The sequence below is a fragment of the Actinospineispora spinosispora DSM 44797 genome, assembly GCF_000429025.1.
Classification (GTDB): Bacteria; Actinomycetota; Actinomycetes; order Mycobacteriales; family Pseudonocardiaceae; genus Pseudonocardia; species Pseudonocardia spinosispora.
Genome location: NZ_KE386834.1, coordinates 309,770 through 325,978, shown reverse-complemented (window position 1 = coordinate 325,978; position 16,209 = coordinate 309,770). Strand labels below are relative to the sequence as shown.

The window sequence follows — 16,209 nt, the reverse complement described above, 5'->3', positions numbered from 1 at the left end:
CGCCGCCGAACGGCGGAACAGTCACGGTGTCCATCTCCTAGACGTGCATAGATCAGTTACCGAGCACGGTACTCCCGCAGCAAACCACGGCTGATGATCGTCTTCTGGATCTCGGACGTTCCTTCACCGATCAGGAGGAACGGAGCCTCGCGCATGAGGCGCTCGATCTCGTACTCCTTGGAGAACCCGTAGCCGCCGTGGATCCGGAACGACTCCTGCGTCACCTCCGCGCAGTACTCGCTGGCCAGCAGTTTGGCCATGCCCGCCTCCACGTCGAAGCGCTCACCGGAGTCCTTCAACCTGGCCGCGTTGACCATCATCAGGTGCGCTGCTTCCACCTTCGTACCCATTTCGGCCAGTTTGAAAGCAATGGCCTGGTGCTCGGCGATGGGCTTGCCGAACGTGCTGCGCTGCTGGGCGTAGTCGACGGCCAGCTCGAACGCGCGGATCGAGATGCCGCAGGCACGCGCCGACACGTTGACCCGACCGACCTCGACGCCGTCCATCATCTGGGCGAAGCCGCCGCCGCGCTTGCCGCCGAGGATCGCATCGGCGCCGATGCGGAAGCCGTCGAACACCGCCTCGGTGGTGTCGACGCCCTTGTAACCCATCTTGTCGAGCTTGCCCGGGATCGTCAGTCCCTTGGTGACCTCGCCGTAGCCCTCGGGCTTCTCGACCAGGAAGCAGGTCAGGTTCTGGTGTGGGCGGTCGGCACCTTCGTCGGTCTTGACCAGCAGCGCGATCAGGTTCGACGTGCCGCCGTTGGTCAGCCACATCTTGGCGCCGTCGATGACGAACTCGTCACCGTCCTGCTTGGCGCGCGTCTTGATCGCGGCGACGTCAGAGCCGAGGTCGGGCTCCGACATGGAGAACGCGCCCCGGATCTCACCGGTCGCCATCTTGGGCAGGTAGTACTTCTTCTGCTCCTCGGTGCCGTGGTGGCTGATCATGTGCGCCACGATGAAGTGGGTGTTGATCACACCGGACACGCTCATCCAGCCGCGCGCGATCTGCTCGACCACGAGCGCGTAGGTGAGCAGCGACTCGCCGAGGCCGCCGTACTCCTCGGCGATGGTGAGCCCGAACAGGCCCATCTCCTTCATCCCGTCCACGATCTCCTGTGGATAGGTGTCGGAGTGCTCCAGCTCCTGGGCGTTCGGAATGATCTCCTTGTCCACGAACGTCTTGACGGTGGACAGGATCTCCTGCTGGATGTCGGTCAGACCGGCGGTTTGGGCGAGCCGGGCCATGGGTGCCTCCTGGCGTGCGAACGGATGGGGTGGGGCGAGCTCAGCTCTCCGGCGGGGACCACTTGTCGTTGCGCTGCATACCCGCCGCGCGGCCCTTGCCCGAGATGACCAGCGCCATCTTGCGCGACGCCTCGTCGATCATCTCGTCGCCGAGCATCGCCGCGCCCCGCTTCCCACCGGCCTCGGAGGTGTACCAGTCGTACGCGTCGAGGATGTTCTCCGCGTGGTCGTAGTCGGACTGTCCCGGGCTGAACGTCTCGTTCGCCGCGTCGAGTTGGCCGGGGTGCAGCACCCACTTGCCGTCGAAGCCGAGAGCGGCGGACCGGCCGGCGACCCGACGGAACCCGTCGACGTCCTTGATCTGCAGGTACGGCCCGTCGATGGCCTGCTTGTCGTACGCGCGAGCGGCCATCAGGATGCTCATCAGGATGTGGTGGTATGCATCGCCGACGTCGTAGCCGGGCGGCTGCTCACCGACGACGAGACTCTTCATGTTGATGCTGGCCATGAAGTCGGCCGGGCCGAAGATGATGGTCTCGACGCGCGGCGAGGCGGCGGCGATCGCGTTGACGTTGGTCAGGCCGAGCGCGTTCTCGATCTGCGCCTCGATGCCGATCTTGCCGACCTCGTAGCCCATGGTCTTCTCGATCTGGGTGATCAGCAGGTCGAGCGCGATGACCTGCTCGGCCGTCTGGACCTTGGGCAGCATGAGGCAGTCCAGGTTGGCGCCCGCGCCTTCGACGACCTCGGTGACGTCGCGGTAGGTCCACTCGGTCGTCCAGTCGTTGACCCGCACGACGCGGGTCTTACCGTCCCAGCCGCCCTCGTTCAGCGCCGCGACGATCGTCTTGCGCGCATCCGGCTTCGCCAGCGGGGCGCACGCGTCCTCCAGGTCGAGGAAGACCTGGTCCGCGTTCAGCCCGCGCGCCTTGTCGATCATCTTCTGGCTGGAGCCCGGCACCGCCAGACAGGACCGGCGGGGACGGGTCTTCCTAGCGCTCACGGTGCTCAAGGCAAGGCTCCTTGTCTACGTTGACGTGACTCGGGGTGGATGCTTCCACGGGTTGCCCCATTAGGCGCCTCGAGGTGATTGGTTTCTCACCCAACGGAGGTCAGAGGACATTACCCGCGAGTTAGGCAGGCGGGATCGCGATCTGTCCCGAGGACACCGCGACCACCCGGCCACCGACCGAGGTCCTGATCGCGGTGCCGCCCTCCGCCGTGACCTCGACGTCCAGTCGGGAAGGCCGATGGATCTCGGCTCCTTGGTACGAGGTGAACCCGGAGTGGCCGTCCGCCGGCAGCAGCCCTCTGTCGACCAGGAACACCGCGAGCGCCACGGACGCCGACCCGGTTGCCGGGTCCTCGTCGACGCCCGACCCGGGACCGAACATGCGCACGTGCGCGGATCTCGTGGTCGCGTCGAAGGCCACCACCAGCACGTGGCCGCTCGCCTGGGCCTCCGAGGGAAGCGCGCCGCGCAGCGGGACCCTCGCGCGGCTCACCGCATCGGGCCGGACCGGCAGGATCGGGAATTCCAGCCCCGCGCTGGCCAGGCCGGCGCGGACCGAGGTGTCGACGTCGGAGGCACTCAGCCCGATCGCTTCGGCCATCACCACCGCGTCGAACTCCGGGCCGATCGTCGGCGGACCGCCGGTGATCCGTGCGCCCGAAGCGTCGACCGTGACGGGCAGCAGTCCGGCGCCGCACTCCTGGACAGCGTCGCCCGCCTCGATGACACCGTCGCGGGCGAGTACCCAGGCGACGCCCACGCTCGGGTGTCCGGCGAACGGCAGTTCCTTCTCGGGCGTGAAGATCCGGGCCCGGTAGGTCGCCTCGGGAGTGGTCGGCGGGAGCGGGAAAACCGTCTCGGAGAGGTTGAACTCGCGGGCGATCGCATGTAGTTGCTCAGTCGACAATCCCTCGGCGCCATGCACGACGGCGAGGGGGTTTCCGGCGAAGGGCCGATCGGTGAACACGTCGACCACGTCGAATCTCAGCAGCTCATCAAGGGGCTTCACAGTGACGACGCTAGCCTGAGGGCATGGCAGCGGCGAGGGTGTTCGTGGCACAGATGGTGGGCCTCGCCGTGTTCGGGCCGGACGGTGAACGCATCGGCAAGGTCCGGGACGCGGTGGCGGGCATCCGGGTGGACCAGTTGCCGCCGAGGGTGCTCGGTCTGGTGGTCGATCTGATGACCCGGCAGCGGATCTTCGTGCCGATGCTGCGGGTCACCGCGATCGACCCCGGGGCCATCACGCTGACCACCGGAATGGTCAATCTGCGCAAGTTCGCCCAGCGCCCCAACGAGGTGCTGGTCGTCGGTCAGATGCTGGACGCCCGCGTGCGCGTGGCGGAGACCGGTGCGGACGCGGTGGTGGTGGACGCCGCGATCGAACGCACCAGGTCGCGGGACTGGGTGGTCGGGCGCCTGGCCGTGCGGCAGCGCCGCAACCGGCTCTCCCGGCGCGGGCACGTGCAGGTCATGGACTGGTCGGCGCTGACCGGCCTGTCGCTGTCCGAGGAGGACCAGGGCACCGAGGGCCTGCTCGCGGTCTTCGAGAACATGCGCGCCGCCGACGTGGCCGCCGCGCTGCGCGAGCTGCCGGAGAAACGCAGGCACGAGGTCGTCGACTCGTTGCACGACGAGCGGCTGGCCGACGTGTTCCAGGAGCTGTCCGAGTCCGACCAGCGCGACCTGCTGCGCCACCTCGACCCCGACCGCGCGGCCGACGTCCTGGAAGCGATGGACCCCGACGACGCGGCCGACCTGCTCGGCGAGCTACCGGAGGCCGAGTCGGACCGCCTGCTGGAACTGATGGAACCCGAGGACAGCGCGCCGCTGCGCCGCCTGCTGAGCTACTCGGCCGACACCGCGGGTGGTCTGATGACGCCGCAGCCGCTGATCCTGCAACCGGACGCGACGGTCGCCGAGGCACTGGCCCGCGTCCGCAACCCCGATGTGCCGCCCGCGCTGGCGAGCATGGTGTTCGTGTGCCGTCCCCCGACCGCGACGCCGACCGGCCGATATCTGGGCTGCGTGCACCTGCAGCGGCTACTGAGGGAACCGCCTTCGGAGCTGGTCGCCGGAGTCGTGGACGCCGAGCTGGCGCGACTTCATCCCGAGGCGCCGCTGAGCGAGGTGACCCGCTACTTCGCGGCGTACAACCTGGTGTGCGGCCCGGTCGTCGACGACGACGATCACCTGCTGGGCGCGGTCACGGTGGACGACGTGCTGGATCATCTGCTGCCCTCCGGGTGGCGGGAGCGAGAGAACGGCCTCAACGGGTCCGGACAGGTGGTGGCGAGCGATGCCTGAAATCCATTCGAGTCGCCGCCTGGACCAGCCCCGAGCCGGGCGTTCACCCCGGTTCGAGCTGGACCCGGACGCGTTCGCCCGGTTGTCCGAGCGGGTGGCCCGCTTCCTGGGCACCGGCCGGTTCCTGGCGATCCAGACGGTCATCGTGACGGTCTGGATCGCACTGAACCTCACCGGCCTGGTCTACCACTGGGACCCGTACCCGTTCATCCTGCTGAACCTGGCGTTCTCGACACAGGCCGCGTACGCGGCGCCGTTGATCCTGCTGGCACAGAACCGGCAGGACGACCGGGACCGGGTGTCGCTGGAGGAGGACCGCAACCGCGCGGAGCGGACGAAGGCGGACACCGAGTACCTGGCTCGGGAGCTGGCCGCGCTGCGGCTAGCCATCGGTGAGGTCGCCACTCGGGACTACCTGCGCGGGGAGATCGACCGGTTGGCTGCTCAGCTCGCCTCGGTTGAGCGTCCCACCAAGTCTTCGCGGTCTCGGGCTTCGGAGAACGGTCGGTAGTCCTCGCTGGCTTCCCGGTGGCATCGGCCTCCGGGGCTCCATCCCCGCTGGCTCGAATTGTCTTGGCGTGGCCGCCCGCTCTCAACCCCCGGCTGGCGCCGGCCTCGCGCAGGCTCCTGGTTGCACTGCCTCAGGGGCGAGGTTTCAGGGTTGACAGCGGGCGGCCACGCCAAGTGCTTAGCCAGGATCGCGGGGAAGGGGCAGGTGTGCGTGCACGTCGTAGGTGGTGGCGGGCCGATCGCGCTTTCTTTGCGCATCGGGCTGCGCCCTCGCGCGCTGCGCGTAGCCCCAGGAGTCTCTGTAGTCACTTTTGTCCCGCCTCGCAGAGCTACGTGTTGCGTCGCAGATGTTCCAACATCTGCGACGCGACATGAGCCTCTGCGAAGTCACCCGCCGCGTTACGCGTGTGACAGATGGGGTGATCTTGGGCGCCGGGCACGCGCACACAACGAGCACGGTGCACCCCGAGACCGTGAGGGGGGCGCGGCGCAGCCGCGACCAACAACAGCGCCGCACAGCTCCCCTTCCCCCGCGATCCTGGCCAGCACTTGGCGTGGCCGCCCGCTGTCAACCCTGAAACCTCGCCCCCGAACCCGCGCAACCAGGAGCCTGCGCGAGGCCGGCGCCAGCCGGGGGTTGATAGCGGGCGGCCACGCCAAGCACACTCGATGGCCAGCGGGGATACGACTGCACCCACCCCGAGCACACTGACGAGCCAGCAGGGGATACGAGTGCACCTCACCCCGAGCCACGCTGAAAAGCCGCCGGGAATGAAACCGGATCAGTCAGCCAACCGCTGACTGATCCGCCGAAGCGCAGCCAGGTCAGCGTCATCCAACCGCTCGGTGAAATGCCGAACCACACCGTCCTGATGCGTGTGCGACGCACGACGGACCCGTTCCAACCCACGGTCCGTCAACGTCGCCGCCACGCCACGCCCGTCCTCCCGAACCCGGCTACGAGTCACCAGCCCCACACGCTCGAGCCGGTCGACGAGCCGAGTGACCCCGGAGCGGGACAGCAACACCGCGTCGGCGAGCTCGGTCATCCGCAACCGCCGCTCCGGAGCCTCTGCCAGCTGGACCAACACGTCATACGCGGCGAGCGACAATCTTTGGTCAGCTAGTAGCTCCGCCTCCAACGACCTGGTTACAGTTGCATGTCCACGCAAATAGGCCCGCCAGACGGCGAGCCCGTTCGAGTCCGGGGAAAGCTGGGTCGCGCCGGTGGTGCCACCGACCACACGAAGAGGCTCCTTCATCGACGAGCGCTCCGTGTTCGACACGAGCTCTGGCACGGACATGTCGCCTCCGATCGGCGCGGTGAGCAAGCAATCGGCCGCAGGGTCGGTACGACGGGGCGAACCCACGACTGAGTCAGCGCTGGCAGATACGACCATCGACGGCATGTAATCAGATATTACAGATAACTCAGCTCGTTGCCAGGTCCCTTAACTATTTTTAATTACTCATAAATCCAGAGGCACCCGTTCGGCGGCTTGGCCATTCCCGCGGCGAGCGGCCGACCGAACGGCGCGACCCGGTCCATCGCACGTACGATGGGAGCGATGAGCACCATGTCGCACACAGAGACCGGGATCAGTGACGATGCCGTCCGGGCCGCGCTGGCCACGGTCGAGGATCCGGAGATCCACAAGCCGATCACCGAGCTCGGCATGGTCAAGGACGTCACGATCCGTCCCGACGGCTCGGTCGCGGTCGCGGTCTGGTTGACGGTCGCGGGGTGTCCGATGCGCGAGACGATCACCAACCGGGTCCGCACCGCGGTGTCCGAGGTCCCCGGCGTGCGCGTGGTCGAGGTCGAGCTGGACGTGATGAGCGACGAGCAGCGCACCGCGCTGCGCAAGTCGCTGCGTGGTGGCTCCGACGAGCCGACCATTCCGTTCGCCGACCCCGGCTCGCTGACCAGGGTGTACTGCGTCGCCTCGGGCAAGGGCGGTGTCGGCAAGTCGTCGGTGACGGTCAACCTCGCCGCGTCGATGGCCGCCAGCGGCCTGTCCGTCGGTGTGCTCGACGCGGACATCTACGGCCACTCGGTGCCTCGGATGCTCGGCGCGAACACCCGCCCGACCAAGGTCGAAGAGATGATCATGCCGCCGCAGGCGCACGGCGTGAAGGTCATCTCGATCGGCATGTTCACCCAGGGCAACTCGCCGGTCACCTGGCGCGGCCCGATGCTGCACCGTGCGTTGCAGCAGTTCCTGGCCGACGTGTTCTGGGGCGACCTGGACGTGCTGCTGCTCGACCTGCCGCCGGGCACCGGTGACGTGGCGATCTCCTGCGCGCAGCTGATCCCGAACGCCGAGATCCTGGTGGTCACCACTCCGCAGCAGGCGGCGGCCGAGGTCGCCGAGCGCGCCGGGTCGATCGCGCTGCAGACCCATCAGCGCCTGGTCGGCGTGGTGGAGAACATGTCGTGGATGGAGATGCCCGACGGCAGCCGGATGGAGGTGTTCGGCTCCGGCGGCGGTCAGGCGGTGTCCGACTCGCTGTCCACCGCGTTGGGCGCCTCGGTGCCGCTGCTCGGCCAGATCCCGCTGGACCCACGGCTGCGCGAGTCGGGCGACAGCGGCATCCCGCTGGTGCTGTCGCAGCCCGACACCGCCGCCGCGAAGGCGTTGGCCGGCGTGGCATCCCGGCTCACCACCCGCTCGCGGGGGCTCGCCGGGATGTCGCTCAACATCAGCCCGGTTCGGAAGAAGTAGCAGCCTGTGGCGCCGTCGCTCCACCACGAGCATTGCGGCGGCGCACCAGCAGGTACACGGCGAGGATCACCACGACGCTGATCACGCTCAGGTACAGCTGCGGCCGGGCGTCCTCGACGAACGCCATGGACGCGACCACCACGAGCGTTCCGACCAGGGTCAGCCAGCTCAGCCACGGGTAGCCCCACATGCGCAGCGTCAGCCGCTCCGGGGCCTCCCGTTCGAGCCTGCGCCGCATCCGGATCTGTGATCCGGCGATGATCGCGTAGACGAACAACGCGACAGCGCCCGCCGAGTCCATGATGAACCCGAAGACCTCCTTGGGCGCGACGTAGTTCATCGCCACCGCGACGTAACCGACCGCGGTCGAGAGCAGGATGCCCTTCCACGGCACGCCACGACGGCTGGTGTGCGACACCCAGCTCGGCGCATAGCCGTGGCGGCGCATGGCGAACAACATGCGCGACGCCGTGTAGAGCCCGGAGTTCAGCACCGACAGCACAGCGGTCAGCACCACGACGCTGACCACGGTCTCCGCGGCCGGGATGCCGAACTTGCCGAACGCGGCCGCGAAGGGGCTGGTCTCCGCCGGGATGTCGCGCCACGGCGTGATCATCACCAGCAGTGCGATCGACCCCACGTAGAACAGCACCACTCGCCACGCGACCGTGGCGGTGGCCTTGCGGACCGCGTTCTCCGGCTCCCGCGACTCCGCCGCCGCGATCGTGACGATCTCCGCACCGAAGTAGGAGAAGATCACGATCACCACACCGTGGATGACCGAGAACCCGCCGTTGACCACGAAACCGTCGTTGACGATGTTGCCGACCGACAGGGTCGACCGCGGCCAAAGCCCGAACACGAACAGCAGGCCGACGACCATGAAGACCACGATGGTGGCCACCTTGACCGAGGCCAGCCAGAACTCGGTCTCGCCGAACGAACGGGCCGAGGCCAGGTTCGTCGCGGTCAGCAACAGCATCAGGACCAGCGAGAACACCCACGCGGGGACCGACGGAATCCAGGTGATCAGGATCTTCGACCCGGCGACCGCCTCGAACGCGACGACGCCGACCCAGAAGTACCAGTACAGCCACCCGATGGCGAAGCCGGCCCAGCCACCGAGCGAGGACCTGGCGTACTCCATGAACGAGCCGACCGAGGGCGACGCCGTCGCCATCTCACCCAGCATGCGCATGACGAGCACGACCAGCAGGCCGCCGATGGCGTAGGACAGCACCGCCGCCGGACCCACCGTGTGGATCACCGCGCCGCTGCCGATGAAGAGGCTCGCGCCGATGATCCCGCCGAGCGCGATCATCCGAACGTGTCGTTGTCTCAGATTGGGGCGCAGCCCACCAGCGCCTTCGGCGCCGGTGGGCTCACCCGATGGAGTGTCACCCTGCGTAGTGCCACTGGGCGTTGTGTCGCTGGTCACTGCGAGAACCTAGCTCGTTGCGTCGGCCACCGCATCCGCCCAAAGCCCGATTGCATCGTCGATCTGACCCTCGTTGACGACCAGGGCCGGGATCATCCGCACGACGTTGCCGTACGGACCGCAGGTGAGCAGCAGCAAGCCGCGGTCAGCGGCCGCGGCGTGTGCCTTGGTCGCGGTCGCGGTGTCCGGGGCGCCGTCCGCCGTGCGGAACTCGTTCCCGACCATCAGGCCCCGGCCGCGCACGTCGGCAATCACCGGACGGTCGGCGGCGACCTTGCGCAGGCCCTCCAGCAGGCGCACGCCCTGCTCCGCGGCGTTGTCCACCAGGTTCTCGTCGCGCACGACGTCCAGGGTGGCCAGCGCGGCGGCGCAGGCGACCGCGTTGCCGCCGTAGGTGCCGCCCTGCGAGCCGGGCCACGCCTTCGACATCAGCTCGGTCGAGGCCGCGATCCCGGAGATGGGGAAGCCGCTGGCGATGCCCTTCGCCGTGACCAGGATGTCCGGCACGACCTCGGAGTGCTGGTGGCCCCAGAACTTGCCGGTGCGACCGACGCCGGTCTGCACCTCGTCGGCGATCAGCAGGATGCCGTGCTGGTCGGCACGCTCGCGCAGGCCGGCCAGGAAGGACGCCGGCGTCGGCACGTAGCCACCCTCGCCGAGGACCGGCTCGACGATGAACGCGGCGGTGTCCGACGCGGGCGCCGACGTGGCCAGCAGGTAGTCGAGCTCGCGGAGGCTGAACTCGACGGCCTCCTGCTCCGACCAGCCGTAACGGAACGCGTACGGGAACGGCGCGACGGACACGCCCGGCATCAAGGGGCCGAGACCCGCGCGGATCTTGGCGCCGGAGGTGGTGAGCGCCGCGGCACCCATCGAACGGCCGTGGAAGCCGCCGGTGAAGCTGATGATCCCGGGGCGGCCGGTGGCGTGGCGGGCGAGGCGCACCGAGGCCTCGACGGCTTCGCTGCCGGAGTTCATGAAGAACACGCTGTCCAGCTGCTCGGGCAGGACGTCGCCGAGACGGTCGGCCAGCTTCAGCAGCGGCTCGTGCATGATGGTCGTGTACTGACCGTGGATCAGCTTTCCGACCTGGTCCTGCGCGGCCGCCACCACCCGGGGGTGGCAGTGACCGGTGCTGGTGACCCCGATGCCGGCGGTGAAGTCCAGGTATCGCCGGTCATCGGCGTCGTAGAGGTACACGCCCTCGCCTCGCACCGCCCGCACCGGGGTGGCCTGCTTCAGGACCGGGGACAACCGCGCCATCTCTTACTCCTGCCGAACGTGTGGGGACTGATCATTGTCGATTGTCGACAATCCCATCGTCACATCCAGCCGGTCCCCTGTCCAGCGCTGATCCGTACACACTCCCGGCCGCGACCTATCCATTCAGTCGACTGGCTCCAACGCACACTTCGCACACCTACGTGCTGCGTCGCACATGTCCGGACGTGTGCGACGCAGCACCTAGGTGTGCGAAGTGCCTGGTGAGAGGTCAGCCGGCGGGGCTCAGGGGGGCGGTTGCGGGGACCGAGACTATGCGGTCCACCGCGTCGTTCATGTGGGCTTCCAGGGCCGCCGACAGGCGGGTCAGGTCGCCGGAGAGGACCGCGTCGCGCAGCAGGCGGTGCTCGGCCACCAGCTCGTCCGCCGGGGGCGCCGTCTTCTGCAGCGCGGCCAGGCACATCCGGGTCTCCACCAGCAGCGCCTCGGCCATCCGGCGCAGCCGGGGACTGCCGGACGCCGCGACGAACGTGGCGTGGAACGCGTGGTCGGCGTCGGCGAGCGCCATCGGGTCGCCCGCCCGCGCGGCGGCTTCCATCGTGGACAACGCGCTGGTCAGCTGGGTCGCGGCGACGGTCGGCTCGCCGTGCAGGATGATCAGCCGGCCCGCCGCCTGCTCGACCGCGAGCCGCGCGAAGTACACATCGCGCACGTCGGCGTCGTCCAGGTCGCGCACGAAGATGCCCCGGTGCCGCTCACTGCGCAGCAGACCCTCGGCGACCAGCCGCTGCATGGCCTCACGCAGCGGCCCCCGGCTCACCCCGAGCTGGCTCGCCAGGTCGACCTCGCCCAGCTGGCTGCCGGGCGAGATGACACCGCGCATGATCGCCGACCGGAGCTGGTCGGCGATCAGCGCGGGGGTGGACTTGCGGTTGACCGGGGTCAACTCACCGTCAACGAGGCTCACTCGGTTCCTCCGAAGGTTCCGCCGCCGGCGGCGTGCTGAACAGCTGCCCGAACCCGGTCCTGGCGACCGTGTCGCCGGCGAGCCGCAGGCCCTGCCAGATACTCACCTGGTTGGCGGTGAGCACCGGCTTGCCCAGCCTCTCCTCGAGATCGTCGAGCCAGGCCATCGTGTGCAGCGCCGTGTCCGGCAGCAACAATGCTTCGGCGTCCGGGTGGTCACCGGCCTCGGCGACCTCCAGCACGCGCTCGCGGCCCAGGGTACCGACCTCCGCCGCGGTGATGATGCCCAGCGTGGACAGCCTGACCACCGAGATGCCCGCCGTGGCGAGGAACGTGACGAACCGCTCCGCCACGTCGTCCGGGTAGGTCGCGGCGACCGCGACCCTGCGCAGCCCCAGCCGGATGCAGGCGTCGGCGAAGGCGAACGACGTGCTCGACGTCGGCACGCCCGCCGCCTCGGCCAGTGCACGCACCTGGGCACCCGCGCCGTCCCAGCCGAAGACGAAGCTCCCGGACGTACACGCCCAGATCACCGAGTCGCACGCGGAGCGCGCCTCCAGGTCACGCACACCGGCGGCGAGCACGTCGTCACCGCCGATGTCGAGCAGCGCGTCCACCCGGTGGGCGTCCTCGCGCATCTCGGTGTGGGTCAGCAGCAGCTGTGGGGCGTCCGTTCCGTCGTGCGCGTCGAACAGCTTCTGCGCCGTCGGGTAGTCGTCCTCGGCGCTGTAACCGGGGTAGAGAAAGCCGATTGTGTGCATAAAGGTGGACCTGGGTTCCTTCTCACGCCGCCGACTGCTGACCGGCCTGCAACAGGCTCTGTCCGGTGCCGATGCCCTGCAGCCCCATAGCCCGCAGCGCGGACCACATGGTGACCTGGTTCGCGGTGATCACCGGCTTGCCGAGCGCCTGCTCCAGCGGCTCGATCACGTCGTAGGTGGGCAGATTCGTGCAGCTGATGAACAGGGCGTCCGCCTCGGGTGTGTCGACCGACGAGACGATCTCGACGACCTTCGAGTACGGGACGCGCCAGATGTTGCCGAGCAGACCTAGCCCGCTGCTGGACACGGTCTGCACGTTGTACTCCTCCAGGTAGCTGACCAGCCTGGAGGTGACCTCGTCGACGTACGGCGTGGCGATCGCCAGCTTGCGGACACCGAGCGTGGTCAACGCCTCGACGAGCGCGCCGGAGGTGGTGCACGCGGCGGGCGCGCCGGCATCCACCATGGTCCGGGTGAGCAGCCGCTCCCCCAGGACCCCGTTGACGAAGCTGCCCGACGCGCACGCGTAGGCGACCACGTCGGGTTCGGGTGTCAGTACGTCCCTGGTGGCACGCCGGACGACGCCTCGCTCGCTGACCGTCGCGGCCATCTCCACCGTGACGAGCGTGGTGAAGAACGGCATGCGGGTCAGGTAGAGCGAGACGTTGTCCGGCACCCAGCGCCAGAGCTCTCGGTCGAGCGCGAAGTCGAACGGGGCTACCACTCCGATGCCCCGCTGGTTGTTGTCCGCCTCGGTGAAGGCGACGGAGAGTTCGGTGGGCACTCTGGGCTGCCCTAGGCCTCGGTGTGCCGCTCGTAAACCAACCGCTCACCGACGCTGCCCGACCGCCACACGTCGTGACAGGCCTGGGCCATCTGGTCCAGCCCTTCGACGATGGTCGCGTAGACGTTGCCGGGAACCCAGCCCACGTCACCGTTGAGCAGCAGGTTGTTGCGGCCGTAGAAGATCGCCAGGTCGATGACACCCGGCAGACCCGAGACGCCCTTGTCCGACTTGAACTCCTCGTCGAGCATCCCGCCGGGGAAGTCGAAGAGCACGACGTCGCCGGGGATCGGCGTCACCGTCGGGTTCTCCTGGCCGATCGAGGACTCGGAGAATCGGGGCACCATGGTGTACACCTCGTTGCGGGCGTACTTGGCGTGTTGCGCGTCACCGCCCTGGGGCAGTGCGTTCCACACCGCCTCGCAGGTGCGCGGTGCCTCCTTCTCGAGGAGCTCGGCGATGCAGGACACTCCCCGCTTCGCCAAGGTGATACGGAGCAGACGTGACATGGGCTCCCCTGCAGAACGTGCGTGAATATGACCTCTCACACCGATTACCGACTCGGCGGATTGTTGACAATCATACGAGCGCTTCCTAGCGTGTCAATGGTCCCGAGTTCCGCGTAACACGACCGTCACGAGGTTTCCCAGTTTGAAAGAATCCGCAGCTCAGCACCCTGATCCGACCCTGGTGGTGCTGCACTCCTCAGACCTTCCCCCTGGCCTCGACGAGCGCATAGCCACGGACGGAACAACCACTGTTCGCTACGCCACAGCTGATAAATTGGCGGATTCGCTTCCCGGCGCCGACGCACTGCTGGTATGGGATTTCACGATCGGCGACGTCGTGCGCGACAGTTGGGCCTCGGTCGACGCGTTGCGCTGGGTGCACACCGCGAGCGCCGGTGTCGATCGGCTGATCTTCGACGAGATGCGGGCCAGCGACATCATGATCACCAACTCGCGGGGCGTCTTCGACACCGCCATGGCCGAGTACGTGCTCGGGCTGGTGCTGGCCTACGCGAAGGACCTGCCCAGGACGCTGCGGCAGCAGGATCGCGGCGAGTGGCGGCACCGGGAGACCGAGACGATCGGTGACAAGACCGCCGTGGTCGTCGGCGGGGGTCCGATCGGCGCGCGCACCGCCGAGCTGCTTCGCGCCGTCGGAATGCGGGTACATCTGGTCGGTCGACGCGCGCGTCCCGGCGTGCTGGCCGCCGAGGAGCTCACCGGGCTGCTCGGTGACACCGACTATCTGGTGCTGGCCGCACCGCTGACCGAACAGACCAGGGGCATGGTCAACGCCGACCTGCTCGGCCGGTTGCCCGGGCACGCGCGGGTGATCAACGTCGGGCGCGGCCCGCTGATCGTCGAGAAGGACCTGGTTGCCGCGCTCGAGGCGGGAACCGTGGCGGGTGCCGCCCTGGACGTGTTCGAGACCGAGCCGCTGCCGGCGGACTCACGACTGTGGACGCTGCCGAACGTGATCGTCTCGCCGCACATGTCCGGCGACGTCATCGGCTGGCGACAGTCATTGGTCGGGTTGTTCGCCGACAACCTGACGCGGTACCGCAACGGCGAGCCGCTGCGCAACGTCGTCGACAAGAACCACGGATACGTCCGGGACACATCACCGCAGGGAGCCCGATAATGACCGGCACCACCGCCGACCTCAGCGCAACCGAGCTGCTGGCCGCCTACCGATCCGGCGAACTGTCCCCGGTTCGCGCCACGCAGGACGCGCTCGACCGTGCCGAGAAGCTGAACCCCGAGGTCAACGCCTACTGCCTGCTCGACCCGGCCGGCGCGATCCAGGCCGCCAAGGCGAGCGAGGAGCGTTGGCGCCGGGGTGAGCCGATGGGCGTGCTCGACGGTGTCCCGACCTCGATCAAGGACATCCTGCTGACCGTCGGCTGGCCGACCCTGCGCGGTTCGAAGACCGTGGATCCCGATGGGCCGTGGCTGGTCGACGGTCCGCCGGTGGCACGGGTCAAGGAGCAGGGGGCGGTGCTGCTCGGCAAGACCACCACTCCCGAGCTGGCCTGGAAGGGCGTCACCGACTCGCCGCTGTACGGCATCACCGGCAACCCGTGGAACCCGCAGCTGACCGCCGGTGGTTCGAGCGGTGGCGCGGCCGCGGCGGTCGGTCTGGGCATGGGGCCGCTGAGCCTGGGCACCGACGGCGGTGGCTCGGTCCGCATCCCGGCGGCGTTCAGCGGGATCGTGGCGCACAAGCCGACCTACGGGAAGGTGCCGCACCACCCGGGCAGCCCGTTCGGAACGCTCGCCCACGTCGGCCCGATGACCAGGACCGCCGCCGACTCGGCGCTGCTGCTCGACGTGATCTCCGGATTCGACGCCCGGGACGCCTGGGCGCTCGCCGCGTCACCGCGCACCTGCACCTCCGCGTTGGAGGACGGCGTCGAGGGTCTGTCGATCGCGGCGAGCCGGACGTTCGGGTTCGTCTCGGTGCACCCGGAGGTCGCGGCCGCGTTCGACGCCGCCGTCGAGGTGTTCCGGACGCTCGGCGCACAGGTCACGGCGGAGGACCCCGGTTTCAGCGATCCGGTCGAGGCGTTCCACGTGCTGTGGTTCGCCGGCGCCGCGAAGTCGACCGACCAGCTCGACGACGCCGCCCGCGCGAAGCTGGACCCGGGTCTGGCGGAGATCATCGAGCAGGGCAGGCAGTACAGCGCGACCGACTACCTCGGGGCGATGGCGGTGCGCAACGAGCTGGGCACGCTGATGGGCGAGTTCCACCAGCGCCACCAGCTGCTGCTCACCCCGACCCTGCCGATCCCGGCGTTCCAGGGCGGGCTGGAGGTTCCGCCCGGTTCGACGTCACCGCGCTGGACGAGCTGGACGCCGTTCACCTACCCGTTCAACATGACCCAGCAGCCCGCCGCGAGCGTGCCCTGCGGGTTCACCTCGGACGGCCTCCCGATCGGCCTGCAGATCGTCGGCCCGCGCCACGCCGATGCAGCCGTACTGGCGGCGGCCCACGCCTTCCAGAAGGCAACCACCCACCACACCCGCAAGCCCCCACTCCTCTCGTGAGTGATGAGGCCGTCTACCGCGAAGCGGCGCCGCAGGCGTAGCCGGTCTCAGCACTTCTCGTGAGTGATGAGGGCGTCTACCCCGCAGGGGCCGCGAAGCGGTAGCCGGTCTAGGCACTCACGACAGCTTTACCGTCGTGAGTGCCTAGACCGGCTATAGGCGGCCTCAGCACTCACGA

Annotated in this window: 15 protein-coding genes; 5 read left to right on the top strand and 10 right to left on the bottom strand. The window is 68.7% G+C overall.

Annotation, left to right across the window (positions count from 1 at the left end; translation table 11 throughout):
- Positions 1 to 56: 56 nt before the first annotated feature.
- From G406_RS0131005 to G406_RS0130995, 3 genes are all read right to left on the bottom strand, one after another.
- Complete coding sequence (locus G406_RS0131005; protein WP_028936812.1) at positions 57 to 1,250, bottom strand: acyl-CoA dehydrogenase family protein; 1,194 nt, start codon at positions 1,248 to 1,250, stop codon at positions 57 to 59.
- 40 nt (positions 1,251 to 1,290) lie between these two features.
- A complete protein-coding gene (locus G406_RS0131000) occupies positions 1,291 to 2,253 on the bottom strand; it encodes an HpcH/HpaI aldolase/citrate lyase family protein (RefSeq protein ID WP_028936811.1) in 963 nt (320 codons plus the stop codon).
- A gap of 130 nt (positions 2,254 to 2,383) precedes the next feature.
- On the bottom strand, positions 2,384 to 3,271 hold the full coding sequence (locus G406_RS0130995) for a PhzF family phenazine biosynthesis protein (RefSeq protein WP_211241325.1): 888 nt from the start codon (positions 3,269 to 3,271) through the stop codon (positions 2,384 to 2,386).
- Between the two features lie 23 nt (positions 3,272 to 3,294).
- Here G406_RS0130995 and G406_RS0130990 point away from each other — a divergent pair, with 23 nt between their 5' ends.
- Together G406_RS0130990 and G406_RS0130985 are read left to right on the top strand one after the other, a co-directional pair.
- Positions 3,295 to 4,569, top strand: coding sequence for a magnesium transporter MgtE N-terminal domain-containing protein (locus tag G406_RS0130990; RefSeq protein WP_028936809.1), 1,275 nt, complete (start codon positions 3,295 to 3,297; stop codon positions 4,567 to 4,569).
- Complete coding sequence (locus G406_RS0130985) at positions 4,562 to 5,080, top strand: DUF1003 domain-containing protein (protein ID WP_028936808.1); 519 nt, start codon at positions 4,562 to 4,564, stop codon at positions 5,078 to 5,080. Before G406_RS0130990 ends, G406_RS0130985 begins: the two co-directional genes overlap by 8 nt.
- A 781-nt stretch (positions 5,081 to 5,861) precedes the next feature.
- On the opposite strand, the gene G406_RS0130980 is transcribed toward G406_RS0130985, so the two are convergent.
- The gene (locus G406_RS0130980) at positions 5,862 to 6,341 is read right to left on the bottom strand and encodes a MarR family winged helix-turn-helix transcriptional regulator (RefSeq protein ID WP_028936807.1); all 480 of its coding nucleotides are present in this window, start codon (positions 6,339 to 6,341) and stop codon (positions 5,862 to 5,864) included.
- 315 nt (positions 6,342 to 6,656) lie between these two features.
- Here G406_RS0130980 and G406_RS0130970 point away from each other — a divergent pair, with 315 nt between their 5' ends.
- Positions 6,657 to 7,805 carry an Mrp/NBP35 family ATP-binding protein gene (locus tag G406_RS0130970; protein ID WP_028936806.1) on the top strand — a complete coding sequence of 383 codons (1,149 nt, stop codon included), beginning with the start codon at positions 6,657 to 6,659 and terminating at the stop codon, positions 7,803 to 7,805.
- Here the strand turns inward: G406_RS0130970 and G406_RS50965 are convergent.
- The 6 genes from G406_RS50965 to G406_RS0130940 form a co-directional block, all read right to left on the bottom strand.
- Complete coding sequence (locus tag G406_RS50965) at positions 7,783 to 9,126, bottom strand: amino acid permease (RefSeq protein WP_051342925.1); 1,344 nt, start codon at positions 9,124 to 9,126, stop codon at positions 7,783 to 7,785. The genes G406_RS0130970 and G406_RS50965 overlap by 23 nt on opposite strands.
- 126 nt (positions 9,127 to 9,252) lie before the next feature.
- A complete protein-coding gene (locus G406_RS0130960) occupies positions 9,253 to 10,506 on the bottom strand; it encodes an aspartate aminotransferase family protein (protein ID WP_028936805.1) in 1,254 nt (417 codons plus the stop codon).
- Between the two features lie 229 nt (positions 10,507 to 10,735).
- Entirely contained in the window at positions 10,736 to 11,431 is a 696-nt protein-coding gene (locus tag G406_RS0130955) for a GntR family transcriptional regulator (protein WP_028936804.1), read from the bottom strand.
- Positions 11,418 to 12,191 (bottom strand): maleate cis-trans isomerase family protein, encoded by a 774-nt coding sequence (locus tag G406_RS0130950; protein ID WP_028936803.1) that lies wholly within the window; start codon positions 12,189 to 12,191, stop codon positions 11,418 to 11,420. The genes G406_RS0130955 and G406_RS0130950 overlap by 14 nt, the downstream gene beginning before the upstream one ends.
- A gap of 22 nt (positions 12,192 to 12,213) precedes the next feature.
- Positions 12,214 to 12,975, bottom strand: a complete 762-nt coding sequence (locus G406_RS0130945) for a maleate cis-trans isomerase family protein (protein ID WP_051342924.1) — start codon at positions 12,973 to 12,975, stop codon at positions 12,214 to 12,216.
- A gap of 11 nt (positions 12,976 to 12,986) precedes the next feature.
- Positions 12,987 to 13,484: a DUF3830 family protein gene (locus G406_RS0130940; RefSeq protein ID WP_028936801.1), complete on the bottom strand. Its 498-nt coding sequence runs from the start codon at positions 13,482 to 13,484 to the stop codon at positions 12,987 to 12,989.
- A gap of 184 nt (positions 13,485 to 13,668) precedes the next feature.
- Between G406_RS0130940 and G406_RS0130935 the strand changes: the two genes are divergently transcribed.
- Entirely contained in the window at positions 13,669 to 14,625 is a 957-nt protein-coding gene (locus tag G406_RS0130935; protein ID WP_084216559.1) for a D-2-hydroxyacid dehydrogenase, read from the top strand.
- Positions 14,625 to 16,031 (top strand): amidase, encoded by a 1,407-nt coding sequence (locus tag G406_RS0130930; protein ID WP_028936799.1) that lies wholly within the window; start codon positions 14,625 to 14,627, stop codon positions 16,029 to 16,031. The genes G406_RS0130935 and G406_RS0130930 overlap by 1 nt, the downstream gene beginning before the upstream one ends.
- Positions 16,032 to 16,209 lie beyond the last annotated feature (178 nt).